General features: G+C 70.0%; 14 protein-coding genes. 6 read left to right on the top strand and 8 right to left on the bottom strand.

Annotated features, from left to right (window positions below; translation table 11 throughout):
- Nucleotides 1-3: 3 nt before the first annotated feature.
- The 8 genes from AB0F52_RS35340 to AB0F52_RS35305 all read right to left on the bottom strand — a co-directional run bounded on the left by AB0F52_RS35340 (nt 4) and on the right by AB0F52_RS35305 (nt 8,283).
- Nucleotides 4-1,458, bottom strand: coding sequence for a hypothetical protein (locus AB0F52_RS35340; RefSeq protein ID WP_360180425.1), 1,455 nt, complete (start codon nt 1,456-1,458; stop codon nt 4-6).
- A gap of 162 nt (nt 1,459-1,620) precedes the next feature.
- A complete protein-coding gene (locus AB0F52_RS35335) occupies nt 1,621-2,385 on the bottom strand; it encodes a Crp/Fnr family transcriptional regulator (RefSeq protein WP_360180423.1) in 765 nt (254 codons plus the stop codon).
- A 62-nt stretch (nt 2,386-2,447) separates the two neighbouring features.
- Entirely contained in the window at nt 2,448-3,047 is a 600-nt protein-coding gene (locus tag AB0F52_RS35330) for a hypothetical protein (protein ID WP_360180421.1), read from the bottom strand.
- A 142-nt stretch (nt 3,048-3,189) separates the two neighbouring features.
- Nucleotides 3,190-3,729: a 3-hydroxy-9,10-secoandrosta-1,3,5(10)-triene-9,17-dione monooxygenase reductase subunit gene (gene hsaB / locus AB0F52_RS35325; protein ID WP_360180419.1), complete on the bottom strand. Its 540-nt coding sequence runs from the start codon at nt 3,727-3,729 to the stop codon at nt 3,190-3,192.
- Nucleotides 3,726-4,637: an iron-dependent extradiol dioxygenase HsaC gene (gene hsaC, locus AB0F52_RS35320; protein ID WP_360180417.1), complete on the bottom strand. Its 912-nt coding sequence runs from the start codon at nt 4,635-4,637 to the stop codon at nt 3,726-3,728. Before hsaC ends, hsaB begins: the two co-directional genes overlap by 4 nt.
- Complete coding sequence (gene hsaD / locus AB0F52_RS35315; protein ID WP_360180415.1) at nt 4,637-5,482, bottom strand: 4,5:9,10-diseco-3-hydroxy-5,9,17-trioxoandrosta-1(10),2-diene-4-oate hydrolase; 846 nt, start codon at nt 5,480-5,482, stop codon at nt 4,637-4,639. The genes hsaC and hsaD overlap by 1 nt, the downstream gene beginning before the upstream one ends.
- On the bottom strand, nt 5,482-6,645 hold the full coding sequence (gene hsaA, locus AB0F52_RS35310) for a 3-hydroxy-9,10-secoandrosta-1,3,5(10)-triene-9,17-dione monooxygenase oxygenase subunit (protein ID WP_360180413.1): 1,164 nt from the start codon (nt 6,643-6,645) through the stop codon (nt 5,482-5,484). Before hsaA ends, hsaD begins: the two co-directional genes overlap by 1 nt.
- A gap of 36 nt (nt 6,646-6,681) precedes the next feature.
- Nucleotides 6,682-8,283: an FAD-binding protein gene (locus AB0F52_RS35305; protein WP_360180411.1), complete on the bottom strand. Its 1,602-nt coding sequence runs from the start codon at nt 8,281-8,283 to the stop codon at nt 6,682-6,684.
- 100 nt (nt 8,284-8,383) lie between these two features.
- Here AB0F52_RS35305 and kstD point away from each other — a divergent pair, with 100 nt between their 5' ends.
- The 6 genes from kstD to AB0F52_RS35275 are packed head-to-tail and all read left to right on the top strand — an operon-like array spanning nt 8,384 to nt 13,847.
- The gene (gene kstD / locus AB0F52_RS35300; RefSeq protein WP_360180409.1) at nt 8,384-10,048 is read left to right on the top strand and encodes a 3-oxosteroid 1-dehydrogenase; all 1,665 of its coding nucleotides are present in this window, start codon (nt 8,384-8,386) and stop codon (nt 10,046-10,048) included.
- Nucleotides 10,045-11,181, top strand: coding sequence for a Rieske 2Fe-2S domain-containing protein (locus tag AB0F52_RS35295; RefSeq protein ID WP_360180407.1), 1,137 nt, complete (start codon nt 10,045-10,047; stop codon nt 11,179-11,181). Before kstD ends, AB0F52_RS35295 begins: the two co-directional genes overlap by 4 nt.
- Nucleotides 11,178-11,453 (top strand): hypothetical protein, encoded by a 276-nt coding sequence (locus AB0F52_RS35290; protein WP_360180405.1) that lies wholly within the window; start codon nt 11,178-11,180, stop codon nt 11,451-11,453. The genes AB0F52_RS35295 and AB0F52_RS35290 overlap by 4 nt, the downstream gene beginning before the upstream one ends.
- Nucleotides 11,446-12,483, top strand: coding sequence for a ferredoxin--NADP reductase (locus AB0F52_RS35285; protein ID WP_360180403.1), 1,038 nt, complete (start codon nt 11,446-11,448; stop codon nt 12,481-12,483). Before AB0F52_RS35290 ends, AB0F52_RS35285 begins: the two co-directional genes overlap by 8 nt.
- A gap of 10 nt (nt 12,484-12,493) precedes the next feature.
- Nucleotides 12,494-13,345 (top strand): MaoC/PaaZ C-terminal domain-containing protein, encoded by an 852-nt coding sequence (locus AB0F52_RS35280; protein ID WP_360180401.1) that lies wholly within the window; start codon nt 12,494-12,496, stop codon nt 13,343-13,345.
- 49 nt (nt 13,346-13,394) lie between these two features.
- Nucleotides 13,395-13,847 carry a riboflavin kinase gene (locus AB0F52_RS35275; RefSeq protein WP_360180399.1) on the top strand — a complete coding sequence of 151 codons (453 nt, stop codon included), beginning with the start codon at nt 13,395-13,397 and terminating at the stop codon, nt 13,845-13,847.
- Nucleotides 13,848-13,850: the final 3 nt, after the last annotated feature.

Raw genomic sequence — 13,850 nt, 5'->3', positions numbered from 1 at the left:
CCGTCACCGGCTGAGCCACGGCCTCACAGCGGATTTCGTCGCTGCGTGTTTCTCGGATTCCTCGAGCGTGCAGAACGACGCCCAGTCGAAATCGGTCGCCACGTATGCTCCGGCGTTCGTGTCCCACCTGAAAACGGCCCGCAGCCACGTCGGTAGCAAGTTCCGGAGAGCACCGTCGATGCCGATCTGCCCACCGTCCAGGCGCTGCTGGATGGTCGCCGCGCTCGCCGTAGCGCTGCTCAAACACACATGGTCCATTTCGCCGTGCTCTCCGACCCTGGACACGAGGGTCTCGCCCCAGCAAGCTCCGATGGCGAGCCGGTGACGCTCCGTGCCAACGACATGGGGAACGATGTCGTCGGCGACAGTGGTGAGCGCGGCCGCGAGCCGAATCGTGTCGTATGCGGCGCGCTCTCCATCGCTTACCGGCCGGTAGGCCAGGACTTGCATTCGGTCACCTTGATACTGGATCCGCAGCGCACCAAAGCCTTGAACAGCGGTGTCCCGGCCCACCCCGCGCAAAACATGAAAGACGCGGACGGCTTCGGTCAGATCTTCACCGCGAGCCTCCTGCTGGTCAATGTAGGCGGTGAACCCATCAACGTCGGCGAACAGCGACGCTGCGGAGACGAGCTTCGTGTTCGACGGGCGCAGCGTGTTCTTGTCGATCTTCTCCTTGACGTGTGCGCTGGTCAAGCTGCCGGCCGGACAGCTCACCGCCGCCTCCTCAAGCCGGCCACGGGTCGTCGCTTGGCACCACGGCCATCCCTCCGCGGCGGCGAGCTTCTCGACTTCCGCAACGGACAGCCGAAGGGACCATGTGCCGTCGTCGGCCTCGACAGTGCGCGCCTGAAGATCCTCAGGAAGCAACGACCGGACCCTGTCGGTCATCCGGATGCCAGAGACCTGCAGGATCTTCGCCGCGTGGTTGGCAGCGCTGCCGAGGAACAGCAGCTCACGGTCGCCACCCGACCCGTTCTTGGTCGCGAGGCACCGCCCGTGGTCCAGGCCCGCCGCGATCTGCCAGCCTCGCTCGCCCAGCTCGAACACATCGTTGAAGGCCGAGATCATGTGCCGCACGGCGAGCGACGCCAGCACGGCCTGGAGAGCCATCTTTCCTTCGTCGGAGACCGGACGATAGGCCACCGCGTGCAGGCGAGGGCCCTGGAAGTGAACCTTCTGCGCGCAGAAATCCTTCTCGACCACCCGCGTGACCTCGCGGGCGAAGAGGTGCAGGAGCCGGAGCATCTCTTCGCCGGCGTCGTCCTGCTCACCCCGAAGCAGCTGGTTGAAATTCGTGACGTCCACGTAGAAGTGGGTGCCGGTGACCTGCCTCGACTTCTTCCGTTCGATCAGCTCGAAGTCGATCTCGCGTTTGACTTCGGAAACCTCAAGGTCCTCAGTCTCGTCGTAACGGACCCGGGCACTCGCGCGAGCGTCTTCAGGATTCCACGCCATTTGGCCACCTACCAACAATCGTCGACACACCGGTTACCGCCGGCGTCAGAGGGTTTAGCACGCCCCACTGACAATTACCGGACTGCAGGTCTGTCCAAGTTCGGCAGACCGCCTTTCGATCATCAGTCTTGGCCGCCGCCCGACCCATGGTCAACTTTTCCCTCAAATGAGGGCGTCGCCCAGGGCCACCTTCGCTAGTTCCTTGACGTCGCGGATGACCGGGTATTTTTCGCTGGTGTCCACCAGCCGCGCCTCACGTAGCTCCTTCAACGCTCGCTCCGCCGTGGCTTTGCTGACCCCGACCAAGGTGCCGAGCTCGAGCTGCGTCAGCGGGGCGCGGATCCGTACGGACTGGCCGAGGCCGCCATCACCGCAGGTCCGGGCCAGCTCAAGCAGTGCCCTGGCCAACCGAATCCTGGTGTTGGGCGTGGCGTTGTCGACACGCTGCCGGCTGGCGGCACGCGTCTTCTCCACGACCGCGGCCATCAGGTGCCGCTGGGCAGGCAAGTCCTGCGCCGCCAAAGTCTGATGGAAAGGCTCGGCTTCGACACCCAAGGCGACCACCGGATCACGTCCACAGGCGGTCACCGTGGCCATCCGGACCTGCTTGTCGCCCTCGTCGATCGCCGCGAATTCCCCCACGAGGTCCCCGCCGACCCGGATGGCAAGGAGAGCCTCACCCCCATCGAGCCTTCGCCCGGTGACTTTCGCATAGGAAGTCAGGAGCAGGTGGACAGTGGAGTCTCCGTCACCTTCCGTGATGATACGTTCACCGGCACTGTAGGTCTGCACTGCGCCCAAGTCCAGGAGGCGATCCAACGTCGTGCGCTGGAGCCGAGCGAGGAAACTGGACGGTGCCCATGTGGCCCTTGCCGCCTCGACCACGCCGTCGATCGCAGATTTGCCCGGCTGCGCCACTTTCGTCATCCTCTGCACGAGTCCGGCAAAAGCCGGCCATCACGATGACGATGGATCCTACGCGCCTCCGATCAGAACCGGCTGTCGTGGCGGGCTTCGGACCAGGCCCGGTCCCAGGCCGCCGCGTGGAAGCGGGCCAGGACGAACCGGGCGGTGCCGTACAACCCGGCCAGGGCGCCGGTGATCGCGGCCCACAGCAGGATCGCCGCGAACACGCCGTCGGCCGCCGAGGTCGACGCGGACAGGGGCTCGCCGGTCAGTTCGCCGTGCTGGTCCAGCCACACCGAGACGCGGGTGCCCGCCGGGCTGCCCGGGTCGGCGAGGACGTCGCCGGTGTGGCGGGTGCCGCGGGCGTCGAACCAGGCCGCCGGGACCGTCGTCTGGGCGGCCGGGGCGCCGGCGCCGTCCGTGCCGTAGGACTGGCCGGACGCCGCGGCGAGGGAGACGGCCGTGGCCGGGTGGCGGGTCGTGCGCTCCTGCGCCGCGCGGGCGGTCTGCGCCGCGTACGTCTCGGAGCCCAACGCCGCCGCGAACGGGATCGCGAGCAACGCACCGGCGACGGCGAGGAGCAGCAGCAGGGCCTCGACGCGGTCGCCCGCCCGGGCCAGGGGGTTGCGGCCCGGCAGCAACCGGCGCCGGAACCGGGCGATCCGTCCGCTGGGCCCACGCATGCGCGCCTCACTCCTCCCGGGAAGGTGTCTTCTCGGTAACAGTGTGCGCGCCGGTGCTGGACTTTCTCTCGTGAATGGGATGCGGCCCACCTGTGAATCCCTGCACAACCACCCGGTCGTGCTAACCCACGGCGATCGACGATCACAGCCAGTCGTCGGGGCGGGGCCAGGGCATCAGGGCCGCCAGCGCGTCCCGGGCCGGTTCGGTGACGGCGTACCGGCCGCGGTGGAACAGCAGCGGGCGGGCGTCCGACGGCGCGCCGAGGGCGGTGACCCGGCCGATCACGACGTAGTGGTCGCCGGCCTCGTGCACGGCTTCCAACGTGCAGTCGATCCAGGTCAGGGCGCCGTCGAGCAGGGGTGCGCCGGACGGCGCCGGTGTCCAGCCGACGCGGGCGAACTTGTCCTTGCCGCGCGCGCCGAACACCGCGCTGACCTCCTGCTGGTCCTCGGCCAGGACGTTGACCGCGAACCGGCCCGCCGCGGCCAGCACCGGCCACGTCCGTGACGTCCGGGCCGGGCAGAACAGCACCAGCGGCGGGTCCAGCGACAGCGCGGCGAACGACTGGCAGGCGAACCCGGCGAGGGTGTCGCCGTCGCGGCCGGTGACGACCGTGACGCCCGTGCAGAAGTGCCCGAGCACGCTGCGGAACTCGGTCTGGTCGACCGCCACGGACGTCATGCGCCCGGTGGCCGCGCGCCGACCGAGAAGTCGTGGCCCCACAGCGAAACCGCCGTGCTCTCGCGGGCGATCCAGTTGTCGTCGTCGACCTGCCGGCCTTCGCAGCCGAACTCGACGTCGAAGCCGCCCGGGGTCTTCATGTAGAACGACAGCATCAGGTCGTTGACGTGCCGGCCGAGCGTGGCCGACATCGGCACCTTCCGCCGGATCGCGCGGTCGAGGCACAGGCCGACGTCGTCGGTGTTCTCGACCTCGACCATCAGGTGCACGATCCCGCTCGGCGTCGGCATCGGCAGGAACGCCAGGCTGTGGTGGCGCGGGTTGCAGCCGAAGAACCGCAGCCACGCGGGCGGCCCGTCGGCGGGCCGGCCGACCAGCTGCGGCGGCAGGCGCATCGAGTCGCGCAGCCGGAAGCCGAGGACGTCCCGGTAGAACCGCAGCGACGCCTCGTCGTCCTTTGTGGACAACACGACGTGGCCGAGGCCCTGCTCGCCGGTGACGAACCTGTGGCCGTACGGGCTGACCACGCGCCGGTGCTGCAGCGCGACGCCGTGGAACACCTCCTGGGTGTTGCCGGACGGGTCCTCGAAACTGATCAGCTCGTCGACGCGGCGGTCGGCCAGCTCGTCCGGGGTGCCTTCCTTGTACGGCACCGACGCACTGTCCAACCGGGACCGCAGCTCGGCCAGCTCACCGGCGTGCGCGACCTCCCAGCCGGTGACGGCCAGCCGGTCCGCCTCCCCGGGTGAGACGACCAGCCGCGCGGGGAAGTCGTCCATGCGCAGGTAGAGCGCGTCGGGGTTGGTGCCGCTGCCTTCCACCATGCCGAGCACCTTGAGCCCGTACTCGCGCCAGGCCGCCATGTCGGTGGCTTCGATGCGGAGGTAGCCCAGTGACCGGATGCCCATCAGGAACTCCCGAGGAAGTCGAGGGCCAGCCGGTTGAACTCGTCGAACTTCTCCAGCTGGGCCCAGTGCCCGCAGCCGCCGAACACGTGCAGCTGCGCGCGCGGAATCGTCTTGAGCGCCACCAGCGCCCCGTCCAGGGGGTTGACGCGGTCTTCGCGTCCCCAGATCAAGAGCACGCGCTGGCGCAGGCGGTGGGCTTCGCGCCAGAGCAGGCCCTCTTCGTAGGTGTCCGGCCGCGCGAACGACATCCCCATCGCCCGCATCGCGGCGAGCGACTCCGGGGTGTTCGCGGCGGCGAACCGTTCGTCGACCAGCTCGTCGGTGATCAGCGCCTGGTCGTGGACCATGATCCGCAGGAAGGCTTCCATGCGTTCGCGCGACGGCTTGGCCGCGAACCGCCCGAGGTTCTTGACGCCTTCGGTCGGATCGGGCGCGAACAGGTTGACGCTCAGCCCGCCCGGCCCCATCAGCACCAGCCGCCCGGCCCGCTTCCCGTGGTTCAGCGCGAACCGCACCGCCGCGCCCCCGCCCAGCGAATTGCCGACGAAGTGCGCGCGCTCGATGCCGAGCGCGTCCATCAGGCCGGCGACGGCGTCCGCGCTGTGCCGGAAGTACTGAGGGTGCTCGGTGGGCTTGTCCGACCGCCCGAAGCCGGGCTGGTCGACGGCGATCGTGCGGTAGTGCTTGGCGAACTCCGGCAGGTTGCGCCCGAAGTTGCTCCACGCCGACGCGCCGGGTCCGCCGCCGTGCAGCAGGATCACGGTCTCGGCGTGCTCGGCGCCGGCCTCGTGGTAGTGCAGGTTCAGCGAGCCCGCCTGGACGTACTTGCCCTCGGGAGCGGCCATCAGTACATCGCGTTCTCGACGGGGAGCCCGAAGACCCCGGTGCCGTACATGACGTAGGCGCGCTCGGCGTCGTTGGCCGCGTGGACGCGGCCGGCGTGCGCGTCGCGCCAGAAGCGCTGGATCGGTGTCCCGCGCTGGATCGCGCGGCCGCCGGAGTTCTCGAAGAGCCGGTCGATCGCCGCGATCGCGCGTTCGGTGCCGCGCACCTGGTCTCGCCGGACGCGCAGCCGCAGGTCCGACGGCAGCCGTTCCTCGCGCTTGGCGAGCTCGTACAGGTCTTCGATGTTGCGGGTCAGCTGCAGCCAGGCGGCGTCGATCTCGCTGGCCGCCTCGGCGATCCGCACCTTGGCGAACGGATCCTCTTTGGACTGCTCGCCGGCGTACGCGGCCCGCACGCGCTTGCGCTGGTGCTCGACGTGCGCGTCGTAGGCACCTTGGGCCATGCCGATGATCGGCGCGGTGATCGTGGTCGGGTGCACCGAACCGTACGGCAGGCGGTACAGCGGCCCGGGGTTGACGGCCTGGCCCGGCACCTTGCACTTCGACGTGGCGATGAAGCTCAGCGCCCGGTGCTGCGGCACGAAGACGTCCTCGACGACGATGTCGTTCGAACCGGTGCCGCGCAGGCCGATCGTGTCCCAGACGTCCACAATGGAGTAGTCGGCGATCGGCAGCAGGTAGGTGCAGAAGTCGACCGGCTTGCCGTCCTTGAAAGCCGGCCCCCCGAGCAGCACCCACGTGCAGTGGTCACAGCCGGAGGAGAAGCTCCACCGGCCGGAGAGCCGGTAGCCGCCTTCGACGACTTCGGCCTTGCCCATCGGCGCGTACGACGAGGAGATCCGCACGTCCTGGTCCTCGCCCCAGACCTCCTGCTGCGCCTGCGCGTCGAACAGGGCCACGTGCCACGGGTGGACGCCGAGGATGGAGGCGACCCAGCCGGTGGACCCGCACGCGCTCGCGATCAGCTTGACCGCGGTGTAGAAGCTCACCGGGTCGGCTTCGAAGCCCCCGTGGAGCTCCGGCTGCAGCAGCTTGAAGAACCCGGTCTCCTGCAGGGCCTTGACGGACTCCTCGGGGACGCGGCGCGCGTCCTCGGTGTCCTGGGCCCGTTCCCGCAGGACCGGCAGGAGGTCCCGGACCCCGGCGATCACCTGCTCGCTCATGCGCAAGTTCCTCTCTCTGGTTGCTCACTCCAGAGACTAGAACACGTTCTCGTTTTTGTCGAGAACGCCCTGCGCCAAGGCACTGTTGATCCCCGCTCTGCGGCCGGAAAACACGCAGTCCGCCAGCGACAGGCCGCTCACGTAGGACCTGGAACAGAGTCCCACGGCGGTGCGGCCGGCGGCGTACAGCCCCGGGATCGGCTGCCCGGTCGTGCTCCGCACCGCGCCGGTGTCCTCGTCGACGACCAGCCCGCCGAGGGTGAGCATCGGCGTGGGGTACCCGAGGTTCGGCCGCACCGAGATGTCGATGAGCGAGTACGGCGGGTTGTCCAGGCGCCGCACGAACTCGACGGGCTTGCCCATCGGATCCCGGTCGCCGTGGTAGGCCTCGAAGCTCGCGCGCAGCCCCTGCGGGTCGACGCCGGCCTTGCGCGCCACCTCTTCGACCGTCTCCCCCACGACCCGGCCGCGCCGCAGCAGGTACCGCAGCTGAAGCCATTGGAACCACTGGCTCTGCCGGCGGCCGTCCCGGCGCGCCTCGGCCACGATCGGCGCGTCGACGAGCAGCCAGCCCTTGCTCTCGTGGTCCTCGATGAGCTTTTCCCCGACCGCCGCGCCATAGCGGGACTCGTCGATGACCCGCCGGCCCCCGGCGTCGACGATGATCCCGCCGAGGAACGCGCTGGGCGGGGTGACGAACCGCCAGGCGGAGATCCGGCCCAGCTCCCCGGTCGCGCCGCCGGCCTCGACGCCCATCCGGATGCCCGAGCCGTCGTCGGCGGACGTGCCGAGCGCCAGCCCGCCGCGATACTTCGGCGCGTGCTCGCGCACCATCTCGCGGTCGGCGATGAAGCCACCGGCGGCGAGCACGACCCCGCGCCGGACGGAAATCCGCAGCTCACGGCCGTGGGCCCGCTCGAAGCGCTCAACCCGGCGGTGCAGCGACTTGCGCAGCGACGGCACGTAGATCCCGGGCTTCGCCGCGTACTGCGCCAAGCGCTGGTGCCGCGCCCGCACCGACGCGGGGGCGTCGCTCAGGGTGTCGGCGACGAGGCCGGTGACGCGGCCCGCGTCGTCGCGGATCAGGGTCCGGGCGGTCGTCTGCGTCAGCACCCGGATGCCGCGGGCGCGCACGGCCGCCTTGAGCCGCGCCATCAGCATCTTCCCCGAGGTCCCGGGCCCCTTGACGCGGTGCCCGCGCGGAGCCGGCTTCGCCGCGTCGCGGAACCCGCCGGCCGCCTCGCTGCCGGAGTAGTAGAGGTAGTGCGCATCGCTCGGGTACGACGTCTTGTGCGGGCACAGGCTGCCTTCGAACGGCACGCCGTTGCCCTCCAGCCAGGTGATCATCTCCCGGCTGCCCTCGCAGAACCGCCGCAGCGTCCGCTCGGAGACGACGTCCCCGGTTTCCAGCCGCAGGTAGGCGTACATCGCGTCGACGGAATCGTCGACGCCCGCGTCGAGCTGCTGACCGGTGCCGCCACCGGCGTAGACGACGCCACCGCTGACCGCGCTGGCCCCTCCGCCGGCGAAACGCTCGACGATGATGACGTCGGCGCCCGCGTCGGCCGCTTCGAGGGCGGCACAGGCTCCGGCCGCCCCGAACCCCACGATGACCACGTCCGCGACGAGTGCGTCCATGATGGCTACCCTAGAACTGAAACACGTTCTCGTCTATGGTGACCGAAAGCGGCTCTCAACTGGATACTCGTTACCTGGAACACGTTGCAGGAGAGGTGGCATGACGGAGCAGTTCGACGTCGTCGTGGTCGGCAGTGGTGCCGCCGGGATGACCGCCGCGCTGGCCGCGGCCCACAACGGCTTGAGCGTCGTCGTCCTGGAGAAGGCAGCCTGTTTCGGCGGCTCGACCGCGCGCTCCGGCGGCGGTGTCTGGATCCCCGGCAACCACGCCTTGCGCGCCGCCGGGATCGACGAACCGCCCGAGCGGGCGCGCGAATACCTGGCCTCGATCGTCGGTGACGTCGTCCCGGCCGTCCGGCGCGACACGTTCCTCGCGCACGGCCCCGAGGTGCTGCGGTTCGTCTGCGACCACACGCCGCTGAAGTTCCGCTGGGTCCGCGACTACAGCGACTACCACCCCGAAGCCCCCGGCGGCCGGCCCGGTGGCCGGTCGGTCGAACCGGTCGCCCTCGACGGCAAGCTCCTGGGCGAGGAGCTGGCCCACCTCGAACCGCCGTACAGCGCTCCCCCGCTCGGCGTCCCGATCACCCAGGCCGACTACCGCTGGCTGAGCCTCCTCGCCAGGCACCCGCGCGGGGCGCTCCGGCTGCTGTCCCTGGGCCGGCAGTGGCTCGCCGGAAAACTCCGCGGGCAGCAGCTGCTGAGCATGGGGCAAGCGCTTGCGGCCGGCCTCCGGGCAGGCCTGGCCGAGGCCGGCGTCGAGGTCCGGCTGACCACGCCCCTCACCGACCTGCAGGTCGACGGCGACCGCGTCACCGGCGTCGTCACCGCGCAAGGCGTCATCGAAGCCCGGCGCGGGGTGATCCTCGCCAGTGGCGGGTTCGAGCGGAACCTCGAGATGCGCGAGAAGTACCAGCGTGCGCCGATCGGCATCGACTGGACCGTCGGCGCGGAGGCCAACACCGGCGACGGCATCACCGCCGGCCTCAAGCTGGGCGCGGCCCTCGACCTGATGGACGACGCCTGGTGGGGACCGTCGCTGCCGCTCACCGGCGGGCCGTGGTTCGCGCTGGCCGAGCGGTCGCGGCCGCGCAGCATCATGGTCGACGCGCGCGGCGAGCGGTTCGTCAACGAGTCGGCGCCGTACGTCGAGGCCGTGCACGCGATGTACGGCGAAGGCGACGGGCCGGGCGAGCACATCCCGACCTGGCTGGTGTTCGACCAGCGCTACAAGGACCGGTACATGTTCACCGGCATCGGGCCGCGCCAGCCGCTGCCCGGCCGCTGGTTCAAGGCCGGCATCGCGGCGAAGTCGTCGTCGCTGGCCGGACTGGCGGCGAAGATCGACGTCCCGGCTCAGTCCTTGGAAGCGACGGTCGAGCGGTTCAACGGCTTCGCGCGCCAGGGCGTCGACGAGGACTTCCACCGCGGGGTCAGCAAGTACGACCACTACTACGGCGACCCGCGCAACAAACCCAACCCCAGCCTCGGCCCCCTGGACAAAGCGCCGTTCTACGCGGTGAAGATCGTCCCGGGCGACCTGGGCACCAAGGGCGGGCTGCGCACCGACGAACACGCGCAGGTGCTGCGCGAGGACGGCTCCGCCGTGCCGGGGCTGTTCGCCGCGGGCAACGCCAGCGCGGCCGTGATGGGCCGGACGTACGCCGGTCCGGGCGCGACCATCGGGCCCGCCATGGTGTTCGGCTACCTTGCGGCGATTCGGCTGGCGAACGAAGATCGAGGGACCACGGGAGGGCAGCGATGACGCAGGATTCGGTACGCACCATCTACGCCGGTGAGCCGCCGACCCGGTTCGCCCGCGGCTGGCACTGCCTCGGCCTGGCGGAGAACTTCCGCGACGGCAAGCCGCACGCGATCACGGCGTTCGGCACGAAGCTCGTGGTGTGGGCGGATTCGGCCGGCGAGCTGCACGTGCTCGACGGCTACTGCCGGCACATGGGCGGCGACCTCACCCAGGGCAGCGTCAAGGGCGACGAGGTGGCCTGCCCGTTCCACGACTGGCGCTGGAACGGCAAGGGCAAGTGCGTCTCGATCCCCTACGCCAAGCGGGTTCCGCTGCGCGCGCGGACGCGGTCGTGGACGTCGGAGGTGCGGAACGGGCAGCTGCTCGTGTGGCACGACCCGGAGGGCAACCCGCCGGCCGACGAGCTGGCGATCCCGCGGATCGAGGCCGCCGACAGCGCCGAGTGGAGCAACTGGACCTGGGACGAGATCTTCATCGAGGGCTCCAACTGCCGGGAGATCATCGACAACGTCGTGGACATGGCGCATTTCTTCTACATCCATTACGCCTACCCGACGTACTTCAAGAACGTGTTCGAAGGCCACATCGCCACGCAGTACCTCAACACCAAGGGCCGCCCCGACATGGGCATGGCCTCGAACTACGGCGGCGAGGAAAACCTGCTGCGGTCGGAGGCTTCGTACTTCGGGCCGTCGTACATGATCAACAAGCTGGTGAACTCGTTCCAGGGCTACGAGATCGAGAGCGTGCTCATCAACTGCCACTACCCCGTCACGCCGACGTCGTTCGTGCTGCAGTACGGGATGAAGGTGCGGAAGCCGCCGGGCATCTCGGACGAGCACGCGGACAAGATCGCGGCCAAGCTGGCCCGCGGGATCGGCGCCGGCTTCCTGCAGGACGTCGAGATCTGGAAGCACAAGACGCAGATCGACAACCCGCTGCTGTGCGAAGAGGACGGTCCGGTCTACCAGCTTCGCCGGTGGTACCAGCAGTTCTACGTCGACGCCGCCGACGTCACCGAAGACATGACGCAGCGGTTCGAGTTCGAAGTGGACACGACGAAGGCCAACGAGGCGTGGTCGGCGGAGGTCGCGGAGAACCTGGCGCGGCAGAAGACCGAGGCGGAAGTGTGACGACCGCCGAGCAATCTGCGATTTCGGATGCGGCGGAGTTCCTGTCGGGCGGGCTGCGGCCGCACGAGTGCCGCAGCTGCGGCACGTGCGTGCTGGTGAAGAAGAACAGCATCCAGCACACGAGCATCCAGTGGACGTCCCGGCCGGCCGACACCTGCCCGGTGTTCGCGGACGCGGGAGGCCCGTCGGCGTTGCTCGACACGTGCCCGAAGCTGGCCGACAGCATCTCCGGTGCGGTGCGCGAAGGCACGCTGGCGGTGGCCGATGGCTGAGCGGGTCTACACGCTGACCGTCGCCGACGTCGTCGTCGAAACGCCGGACGCGCGGTCGGTGGTCTTCGAGATCCCACCCGAGCACGCGTCGGCGTTCGCGTACCGGGCCGGGCAGTTCCTGACGTTGAAGATCCCCAGCGACCGGACCGGTTCGGTGGCGCGGTGCTACTCGCTGTCGAGCGCGCCGCACGAAAACCGCGTGCAGGTGACGGTCAAGCGGACCGACGGCGGGTACGGCTCGAGCTGGGTCTGCTCGTCCTTGAAGCCGGGGATGCGGATCGACGTGCTGGCCCCGGCGGGCGTGTTCAGCCCGGCGTCGGTGGACGAAGACTTCCTGCTGTTCGCCGGCGGCAGCGGCATCACGCCGGTGATGGCGATCCTGAAGACGGCTTTGGAGACCGGGTCCGGCCGGGTGGTGCTGGTCTACGCGAACCGCGACGAGAATTCGGTGATCTTCGCGGGCGAGCTGGCGTCCCTGGCCAAGCGCTACGGCGACCGGCTGGTCGTCGTCCACTGGCTGGAGAGCGTGCAGGGACTGCCGGACGTCTCGCAGCTGCGCGGGCTGGCGTCGGCGTACACCTCACACGAGGCTTTTCTGTGCGGCCCGGCGCCGTTCATGGCGGCCGTGCGGGAGGCGCTCGGGCAGCTCGGGGTGCCGCGGGACCGGGTGCACGTCGAGAAGTTCACGTCGCTGACCGGGAACCCGTTCGAGGACGTCGCCGAGGAGCCCGAGCCGGAGCCGGAATCGGACGAAGCGCCCGCGTCGCTGACGGTCGAACTGGACGGCGAGACCCGGGCCATGGCGTGGCCGCGGCGGCGGAAGCTCCTGGACCACCTGTTGGGCGCGGGCCTCGACGCGCCCTACTCGTGCCGCGAGGGACAATGCAGTGCGTGCGCGTGCCGGGTCGTGTCGGGCGAGGTGAAGATGCTGCACAACGAGGTCCTCGACGCCGAGGACATGGCGGACGGCATCGTGCTGGCCTGCCAGTCCCTGCCGGTCACCGACGAGGTCTCGATCAGCTACGAATAGGAGCTCCCGCGTGCCCATCGATCCCGCGATCGCGATCGGCGCCGAGATCGGCGAGGTGAACTTCGCCTGGACGTCGTCGGACGTGCTGCTCTACCACCTGGCGCTGGGCGCGGGCCCGGACGAGCTGCGGTACACCTACGAGCAGGACCTGGTGGTGCTGCCGACGTTCGCGACGGTCGCGGCCAACCTGCGCGTGTTCGACCCGCCGGCGGTGTCGTTCCCCGGGGTGGAGATCGACCTGGCGAAGGTGCTGCACGGCAAGCAGGAGATCACCCTGCACCGGCCGATCCCGACGTCGGGAAAGGCGGTGGCCCGCTCGCGGATCGCGGACGTCTACGACAAGGGCAAGGCCGCGGTGGTGATCCAGGAGGTCGCGGTCACGTCGTCCTCGGGTGATCCACTGTGGACGGCCCGGTCGAGCATCTTCGCCCGCGGCGAGGGCGGGTTCGGCGGCTCGCGGGGGCCGTCGGATCGCCTCGAGTGGCCTACGCGTGCGCCGGATTTCGTGCTGGAGACGCCGACGTTGCCGCAGCAGGCGCTGCTGTACCGGCTGTGCGGTGACCGGAACCCCCTGCACGCGGACCCGGCGTTCGCCCGGGCGGCGGGGTTCGACCGGCCGATCCTGCACGGGCTGTGCACGTACGGGATCGTGGCGCGGGTCCTGGTGAACGAGTTCCTGGACGGCGACCCGGCGCGGGTGGCGTCGTTCGCGACGAAGTTCGCCGGGGTGGTGTTCCCGGGCGAGACGCTGCGGATCCGGGTGTGGCGCGCGGATGACGGACGGCTGCTGGTGACGACGTCAGCTCCTGCACGGGACGACGCGCCGGTGCTGGCGGACACGGTGCTGGTGTCCACTTCCTGAGCTGTTCGGCCGGGCCCGCTACCGTGGTGGGGTGACCTCGGGAGGACGAATGCCGGAATACTTCGTGGTGCGGGGAACGGTCGAATCGGGCGACAAGCGCGGCCGCGAGCTGGGCTTTCCCACGGCCAACATCGCCCTGCGCGACCAGGACGGCTCCCTGGGCGACGGCGTGTGGGCGGGCTGGATCGGCCGCGCGGACGGCACCCGCCTGCCGGCGGCGATCTCGGTCGGCCGCCGACCGACGTACTACGGCGCGGACGGGTACCGCCTGCTCGAGGCCCACGTCCTGGAGTTTTCGGGTGACCTGTACGGCGAGACGCTGGTGGTGTGGCTGGGGTCCCCCTTGCGGGAGCAGGAGAAGTACGCCTCGGCGGAGGACCTGATCACGGCGTTGAAGAACGACATCGCGGCGGCCACCCAGTGGACGGCGGCGAATCCGGCGGACCGGTTGCCGGAGCCGGGGGAAAGCGCGCTGGGCGAGGTCCGGCGGCTCGCGGGCTGACCC

It is taken from the genome of Amycolatopsis sp. NPDC024027 (genome assembly GCF_040638975.1).
In the GTDB taxonomy this organism is placed as follows: Bacteria; Actinomycetota; Actinomycetes; order Mycobacteriales; family Pseudonocardiaceae; genus Amycolatopsis.
This window is presented reverse-complemented; position numbering and strand designations above follow the sequence as displayed.

Bases quoted from the DNA above. Each gene is read 5' to 3' on its own strand.
- AB0F52_RS35340 (WP_360180425.1), bottom strand. From the start codon at position 1,458: ATGGCGTGGAATCCTGAAGACGCTCGCGCGAGTGCCCGGGTCCGTTAC.
- AB0F52_RS35335 (WP_360180423.1), bottom strand. From the start codon at position 2,385: ATGACGAAAGTGGCGCAGCCGGGCAAATCTGCGATCGACGGCGTGGTC.
- AB0F52_RS35330 (WP_360180421.1), bottom strand. From the start codon at position 3,047: ATGCGTGGGCCCAGCGGACGGATCGCCCGGTTCCGGCGCCGGTTGCTG.
- hsaB (WP_360180419.1), bottom strand. From the start codon at position 3,729: ATGACGTCCGTGGCGGTCGACCAGACCGAGTTCCGCAGCGTGCTCGGG.
- hsaC (WP_360180417.1), bottom strand. From the start codon at position 4,637: ATGGGCATCCGGTCACTGGGCTACCTCCGCATCGAAGCCACCGACATG.
- hsaD (WP_360180415.1), bottom strand. From the start codon at position 5,482: ATGGCCGCTCCCGAGGGCAAGTACGTCCAGGCGGGCTCGCTGAACCTG.
- hsaA (WP_360180413.1), bottom strand. From the start codon at position 6,645: ATGAGCGAGCAGGTGATCGCCGGGGTCCGGGACCTCCTGCCGGTCCTG.
- AB0F52_RS35305 (WP_360180411.1), bottom strand. From the start codon at position 8,283: ATGGACGCACTCGTCGCGGACGTGGTCATCGTGGGGTTCGGGGCGGCC.
- kstD (WP_360180409.1), top strand. From the start codon at position 8,384: ATGACGGAGCAGTTCGACGTCGTCGTGGTCGGCAGTGGTGCCGCCGGG.
- AB0F52_RS35295 (WP_360180407.1), top strand. From the start codon at position 10,045: ATGACGCAGGATTCGGTACGCACCATCTACGCCGGTGAGCCGCCGACC.
- AB0F52_RS35285 (WP_360180403.1), top strand. From the start codon at position 11,446: ATGGCTGAGCGGGTCTACACGCTGACCGTCGCCGACGTCGTCGTCGAA.
- AB0F52_RS35275 (WP_360180399.1), top strand. From the start codon at position 13,395: ATGCCGGAATACTTCGTGGTGCGGGGAACGGTCGAATCGGGCGACAAG.